We start from the raw sequence: 6,073 nt of genomic DNA on the forward strand, positions 1-6,073 counted from the left end.
CGCGCTCGCCGCCGCGCGCCTGCGCGCCAGCCTGCGTGCCCGCCAGGCCGGTGCCACGCGGGGCGGGCCGCTCGGCTTCCTCGAGGCGCAGGCCGCCTTCGCACTGGAGGACGGCGCGGCCGTCACGCTCCGCCCGGGGCTCACCTTCGCCCCCGGCTGGCAATCGGCCCGGAAGGCGGAAGGTGGCGCCATCACTCTGACGCGCACCGAGGCGCAGGTGCTGACGCTGCTCGTCCAGGCGCGCGGGCAGGGGGTAAGCCGGGAGCGCATCTCGATCGAGGTGCTCGGCCGGCCCTGGGCCTATGCGGACCGCACGGTGGACAACCTCGTGCTCGGGCTGCGCCGGAAACTCGGGCTCGATCCCGAATTCGGGCCGATCCGCGCGGTGCGCAATCTCGGCTACCGGCTGCTGCCGCTGCCCGGCTGACCTCGCGCGGTCAGAACCGCCAGGCCAGGCCCGCCGTCATGCGGTAGGATTCCATGCGGTTGTCCCCGCTCGGCCAGGAGTAGGTCGCGTCGATGCGCGCGACGAGGTGGCGCGAGAGATGCGTCTCGGCGCCGAGGCCGATCGCCGGGGCGACCGACCAGGTCTCGCGCGAGGCGCCCGGGACGGCGTCGAAGGATTGGCGCGGAATGGTCATGCCGGCGCGCAGGAAGAACAGGCTGTTCCCCTCGGGTGACCAGCCGAGCCGGCCATAAAGGCCGAATTCGTTGCGCAGCCTGTCGCGATACTCGACGCCGAGCGCCATCAGGCGGCTGGTCACCTCGATGGGCAGCAGGAACTCGCCCTCGACCCCCGCATAGCCGTGGCGGCTGATCATGGTACCCCAGCCGGCGCGCAGGCCGAGGATGGCGCCGTCCCCGCCCTGGTCGACGAATTTCGCGGCTGGGCGCGTCGCGGTCGCCGGGATGACCACGGTGGAATCGATCACCGCCATGCCGCCGAAGACGCCGAGATAGACGCCGTTAAGCCTGGCCTCCTCGGCCGCGGCGGGCAGGGCGGTGGCGGCAAGGGCCGCGGCAAGAAGCGGGCGGGCGATGCGGCGCATGAGGACCTCTCCAAAAAGGGAGGCCCTCAAATAACGGCCGCGTGATCGTCAGGAACGACTCTCCGGACCATGCCGACAAAGCCGACCTTGTCTGGTCGTTTCGGTCATGGTCCGGCGTGGGTCACTTGCGGCGCGCCGGCACCAGCACGCCATCCTGCTCCAGGGCCGCGATCTCGGCTTCGGTGAAGCCGCGCGCGGCGAGAACCTCCCGCCCATGCTGGTTGAACCGTGGCGGCGCGGACCGCGCGCCGCCCGGCGTGCGGGACAGCTTGATCGGCGTGTTCAGCGCGCGGAACGCGCCGATCTCGGCGACCATGTTGCGGAACGCCGTGTGCTCGGCGCCCATCGCCTCATCCACATGGAGCACCGGCCCGGCGGGCAGGCCGGCGGCGAGCATGCGGCGCGTCAGCTCGTGGCCGTCCTCGCTGGCGAAGCGCTTCTCCAGCACCTCGGTCAGCGCGGCCTTGTTGATCACGCGCTGGCCGTTCGTCGCGAAGCGCTCGTCCTTCGCGACCTCGGGGATGCCGAGGAACTCGCAGAACTTCCGGAATGCGGGGTCATTGCCGGCGGCGACGAAGATCTCGCAGGTCGCGGTGCGGAACTTCGAATAGGGCGCGAGGTTCGGATGCGGGTTGCCCGTCGCCTTGGGCCGCTTGCCGGACAGGAAGAAATTGGCCGCGTGCGGATGCAGCAGCGCCATGCCGCAATCATGCAGCGTCATGTCGCAATACTGGCCGCGGCCGGATTTCTCGCGCTCATGCAGCGCCATCAGGATCGCGATGGTGGAGAACAGGCCGGTCGCGATGTCCACGATCGGATTGCCGAGCCGCGTCGGTCCGGACTCCTCCGTGCCGTTGATCGACATCAGCCCGACCATCGCCTGCAGCACCGCGTCGTAGCCCGGGAAGCCGCCGAGCGGGCCTTCGCCGCCGAAGCCCGAGACGCGGCAATGGATCAGGCGGGGGAATTTCTGCGACAGCACCGCCTCGTAGCCGAGGCCCCATTTCTCCATCGAGCCGGGCTTGAAATTCTCGATCAGGACGTCGGCCCCTTCGAGCAGGCGAAGCAGCACTTCCCGCCCGGCGGGCTTCGACAGGTCGAGCCCGACGCTGCGCTTGTTGCGGTTCACGCCGACGAAGTAGGAGGCGTCGCCGTCCGCATTGAAGGGCGGGCCCCAGTCGCGCACCTCGTCGCCCTGCGGGGGCTCGAGCTTGATGACCTCGGCGCCGTGGTCGGACAGCACCATGGTGCAGTAGGGGCCGCCCAGGACGCGGGTGAGGTCGACCACGCGCAGCCCGGCGAGCGCGCCGGCCGAAGGCGTGCTGGCGGGGCCTGTCGTTTCCGTCAGTTTCGGTGTGCCGTCCATGGGCCGTTCTTCCTCGCATCCGGTGCTGCCCGCCGGCGCGCCGGCCTGCAGGGGTCCATATCCGGGTTTCGGTTACGCCAAGCCGCGGTCGAGGGCCAGCAGGACGAAGGCGACCAGCAGCAGCGCCGCTCCCCGGCGGAGCGACCGCGGCGACCCGCCCGACAGGACAAGCCGTGCCGGATCGACTGGCGGATGCACCAGATGGAGCCTCGTTCCCGTCGCCGGCGTGCTGCGCCTCGTGGTCGGCCAGACGACGCTCCGGAGCGCGCCGCCATCCTCGGCCTCGACGGTCGCGGTCCAGCCCGCCGCGTCGAACCGGATGACGCGCGCCGCCACTTCGGACCAGCCGCGGTAGCGCCAGGCGTTGGCGAAGTTCCATGAGGCGGCCACCAGGCAGGCGACGCCGATGAAGGCAAGAATCGTCACCTGGCTGTCTCCATCGGGCCGCAGGGGCCATCGGTCGGTGCGGCCTGGCGTCCCGCGCTTTGTGAGATCGGTCCTGCAACCATGCTCTTCGTTCAGGGACGATGCGTCCGGCGCGGCGTCACGTCGAGGCTACGCGCCTCACCAGCCCAGCAGGATGGACAGGCCCAGCAGGGCGACGAGCCCGGCCGCCACCGCCGCGGCGAGGAGTGGCCCCGGCGTGCCGGGCTGCATCGCCTCCGGCCGGCCGGGGGGATAGGAGAGGGTGATGAGCGTTCCGGGCCGGGGCGGCCCGTTCGGGTTCGGCAGGAGGAGGCGGGAGACACGAACCTCGCCCGCCTCGTCCCGCCACGCAATCTCGCTCGGTCCGCCTGGGGCGGGGGTGTCGCGCACCACGGCCTCCACCACCACCCAGCCGCGGCGGCCGCGCCATAGCGCGAGGCAACCGACCATCACGAGAAGGGCGGCCGGCAGCACACCCCAGAGCAGGAGCGGCGCGAGGTCGGGATCGGCGTGCATGTCTGCCCTCAGGCGGCCCGGGACCGGCCCCAGACGCGCGCGCAGAATTCCGGATAGGTCTCTACCATCTCGTCGCAGACGCGCCCGCGCAGCAGGCCGAGCTCCGCCTCGGTCGGGTCGGGCGTCGCGGGAACGGCGTCCGACACGTCGAAGGCGAAGCCGGTCGCCTCGCGCACGCTCTCCACGCTTTCCCCCGGATGGAGGCTTTCGAGCGAGAAGCGGGCGCGGTCCGGATGGAAGCGGAACACGCATTTGCCGGTGACCAGCGCCTGCGCCGTGCCGCGGCGGAAGACGCCGGGCGGCGAGACGCCCGGCGCGCTGATGTTGTCCACCTTCTCGACCAGCACGCGCGGCGAGTGCTCCTCGCGGAACAGGATGGTGCGCGGCGTCATGAAGTACATGAAGGCCGACCCGAAGGATCCGGGGAAGCGCACGCCCGTGCCCGGCCAGTCGCCGGTGCCGACCAGGTTCAGGTTCGCCTCTCCGTCGATCTGGCCGCCGCCGAGGAAGAACAGGTCGATCCTCCCCTGGCCGGTCAGGTCGAAGAGTTCGCGCGTGCCCTCGGTGAAGGGATTGCCGCCGCGCCGGTGCAGCAGGGACAGACGCACGGGATGCCCCAGCAGCTTCACCAGCCAGCACGCGGCGGCCGGGATGGGCGAGGCCGCGCCCACCGCGATGTGCCGGGCCGGCGGCGCCGCGGGGTCGAGGATCAGGCGCGCCAGCGTCGCGGCGAGCCGCTCCTCGGGCATGATCGCGGGCGCGCTCATGCCGCGGCGGCCTTGGCGGCGGTGGCGAACACCTCGCGGTCGAGCCAGGCGCGGAAGCCGTCCTCGGTCTTGGCCGCGCGGGCGTAGTCGCTGACATAGGCCTGGTCGAAGCCGTATTCGTCGAGCAGCGCGGCCGGCCGCGCACCGCGTTCGGCCACCGCCGTCGCCGTGACATAGGTGGCGGAGATGGCGCCGGAGGCGAGGCGCTCATCCTCGAGGAAATTGCCTTCCACCACGCGCTCCACCGTCACCAGCGCGGCCTTGGAGGCATGCGCGATGGTCGCGCATTCGCGCCGCCGGCCGAGCCAGACATTGCCTTCCTGATCCGCCATGGCGGCGTGGAAGACGGCGAAGTCGGGCTGCTTGGCCGGCAGCAGCACGATCGGATCCTCGCCATGTTCGGAGAAGGGGTTCGGCACCACCTTCCAGTCCGGCCGGTTGGCGAGGATGTCGCTGCCGATCAGCCCGCGCAGCGGCATGAAGGGCACGCCCTTCTCCGAGGCCTGCAGCATGGTGTGGATCGCCGGGCAGGTCGCGTCGCGGACGATGATGCGCCGCGCCTTCAGCGCCGCCGTGAAGCGCGGCGCGAAGCCTGCTTCGCCGAGGCTGACGGCGCTCGTCTCCACCTCCGCCACGCAGCCCGCACCGATCAGGATATCCGTCGCGAAGCCCGAGACCGGCACGCCGAGCAGCCGCAGCGCCTTCGCGCCGCGCCGCACCAGCGCCTTGGCGATGGCGATGGAGGGCAGCGAATTGTCGGGCGGCATGGCGACCAGCGCCCCGTCGGGAATCAGCGCGGCGAGCGCATCGGCGCTGGCAAGGTGCATGGCGGGTCCTCCGTGACCGGGATCACTCGTCATCGCCCGGGCAGGCCAATAGCATGCCGTGACCCATGCGCCCGGTCACCCTGCAAGGAACGCGGATCAGCCTTCGCCCCTGGCGGCGGGAGGATCTCGACCCGCTTTTCGCGATCAACGGCGATGCCGACAGCATGCGCCACTTCCCCTCCGCGATGACGCGGCCCGAGAGCGATGCCTGGGCCGAGCGGCTGCAGACCCATTTCGAGCAACATGGCTGGGGCTTCTGGGTGGTGGAGGAGACGGGCGGCGCGCCCTTCCTCGGCGTGGTCGGACTGATGAACATCCCCTGGGAGGCGCCCTTCACCCCCGCGGTCGAGATCGGCTGGCGCATCCACCCCGCCCATCGCCGCCGCGGCTTCGCCGCGGAGGCGGCGCGGCTCGCCCTCGGCTACGGCTTCGGCACGCTGGGGCTGCCCCACATCGTCGCCTTCACCGTGCCCGGCAACGAGGCATCCTGGCGGCTGATGGAGCGGCTCGGCATGGCCGCGGCCGGTGAATTCGACCATCCGCGCCTGCCGGAAGGCCATCCGAAGCGGCGGCACCTGCTGTATCGCATTGCGGCGCCGCCCGGCTGAACCGCGGCGGGGCGCGCGACGTGATGCGATTCATCGCGCGCGGCGCTGGCTTGCGGCAACCATGTGTTCCAGGATGATCCCCTACAGCATGCAGACCCGGCAGGAGGCTCCCGTGTCCCGCATCCCCGCACTGATCCTGGCTGGCGCGCTCGGCTTCGCAGCGCTGCCCGCCGGCGCGTCCTCGGTCTCCACCGCCTGGGCCCGCACCACCCAGGGCAACCAGGAGGAATGCCTCGCGATCGGCATGCGCGCCGTCCAGGCCGCGGGCTTCACCGCGAGCATCTCCGACAGCCGCCAGACAGTGTTCGGCTGGCGGGGGGAGGAAGCACTGACGGTGCAATGCCTCGCCGCCCACGGCGTCGCCGTCGTCTTCGCCTGGGTGACCGACCAGTCGAACGACAGCGCCCGGCTCGTCGACAGCGTGACCACCGCCTTTCGCGGGCGGAGCGGCGGCCCCGCCGCGGGCCTGCCCGGCGGGCCGCCCGGCGGCGGCCTGACGGGCGGTGGCGGCACC

At 71.7% G+C, this 6,073-nt stretch carries 9 protein-coding genes; 3 read left to right on the forward strand and 6 right to left on the reverse strand.

Translation table 11 applies throughout. The annotated features are described in order from the left end of the window. Positions 1-427, forward strand: a 427-nt coding sequence (locus tag HW577_RS18865) for a winged helix-turn-helix domain-containing protein (RefSeq protein ID WP_198377687.1), incomplete at its 5' end; no start/stop codon positions are given. A gap of 10 nt (positions 428-437) precedes the next feature. Here the strand turns inward: HW577_RS18865 and HW577_RS18870 are convergent. The 6 genes from HW577_RS18870 to HW577_RS18895 all read right to left on the reverse strand — a co-directional run bounded on the left by HW577_RS18870 (position 438) and on the right by HW577_RS18895 (position 4,951). Continuing rightward, the gene (locus HW577_RS18870) at positions 438-1,049 is read right to left on the reverse strand and encodes an outer membrane beta-barrel protein (protein WP_198377688.1); all 612 of its coding nucleotides are present in this window, start codon (positions 1,047-1,049) and stop codon (positions 438-440) included. A gap of 121 nt (positions 1,050-1,170) precedes the next feature. Further along, entirely contained in the window at positions 1,171-2,415 is a 1,245-nt protein-coding gene (locus HW577_RS18875) for a CaiB/BaiF CoA transferase family protein (RefSeq protein ID WP_198377689.1), read from the reverse strand. A gap of 72 nt (positions 2,416-2,487) precedes the next feature. Then, positions 2,488-2,841, reverse strand: coding sequence for a hypothetical protein (locus HW577_RS18880; RefSeq protein WP_198377690.1), 354 nt, complete (start codon positions 2,839-2,841; stop codon positions 2,488-2,490). A 138-nt stretch (positions 2,842-2,979) separates the two neighbouring features. Further along, positions 2,980-3,357: a hypothetical protein gene (locus HW577_RS18885; protein WP_198377691.1), complete on the reverse strand. Its 378-nt coding sequence runs from the start codon at positions 3,355-3,357 to the stop codon at positions 2,980-2,982. Positions 3,358-3,365: 8 nt separating this feature from the next. Then, a complete protein-coding gene (locus HW577_RS18890) occupies positions 3,366-4,124 on the reverse strand; it encodes a CoA-transferase (protein ID WP_198377692.1) in 759 nt (252 codons plus the stop codon). Continuing rightward, positions 4,121-4,951 (reverse strand): CoA transferase subunit A, encoded by an 831-nt coding sequence (locus HW577_RS18895; protein ID WP_198377693.1) that lies wholly within the window; start codon positions 4,949-4,951, stop codon positions 4,121-4,123. The genes HW577_RS18890 and HW577_RS18895 overlap by 4 nt, the downstream gene beginning before the upstream one ends. Before the next feature lie 65 nt (positions 4,952-5,016). On the opposite strand from HW577_RS18895, the gene HW577_RS18900 reads away from it, so the two are divergent. Next, complete coding sequence (locus tag HW577_RS18900; protein ID WP_198377694.1) at positions 5,017-5,559, forward strand: GNAT family N-acetyltransferase; 543 nt, start codon at positions 5,017-5,019, stop codon at positions 5,557-5,559. A 112-nt stretch (positions 5,560-5,671) separates the two neighbouring features. Next, positions 5,672-6,073: hypothetical protein (locus HW577_RS18905; RefSeq protein WP_198377695.1), on the forward strand; the 402-nt coding region annotated here is incomplete at its 3' end.

The sequence above is a fragment of the Neoroseomonas rubea genome, assembly GCF_016106015.1.
Taxonomy (GTDB): Bacteria; Pseudomonadota; Alphaproteobacteria; order Acetobacterales; family Acetobacteraceae; genus Neoroseomonas; species Neoroseomonas rubea.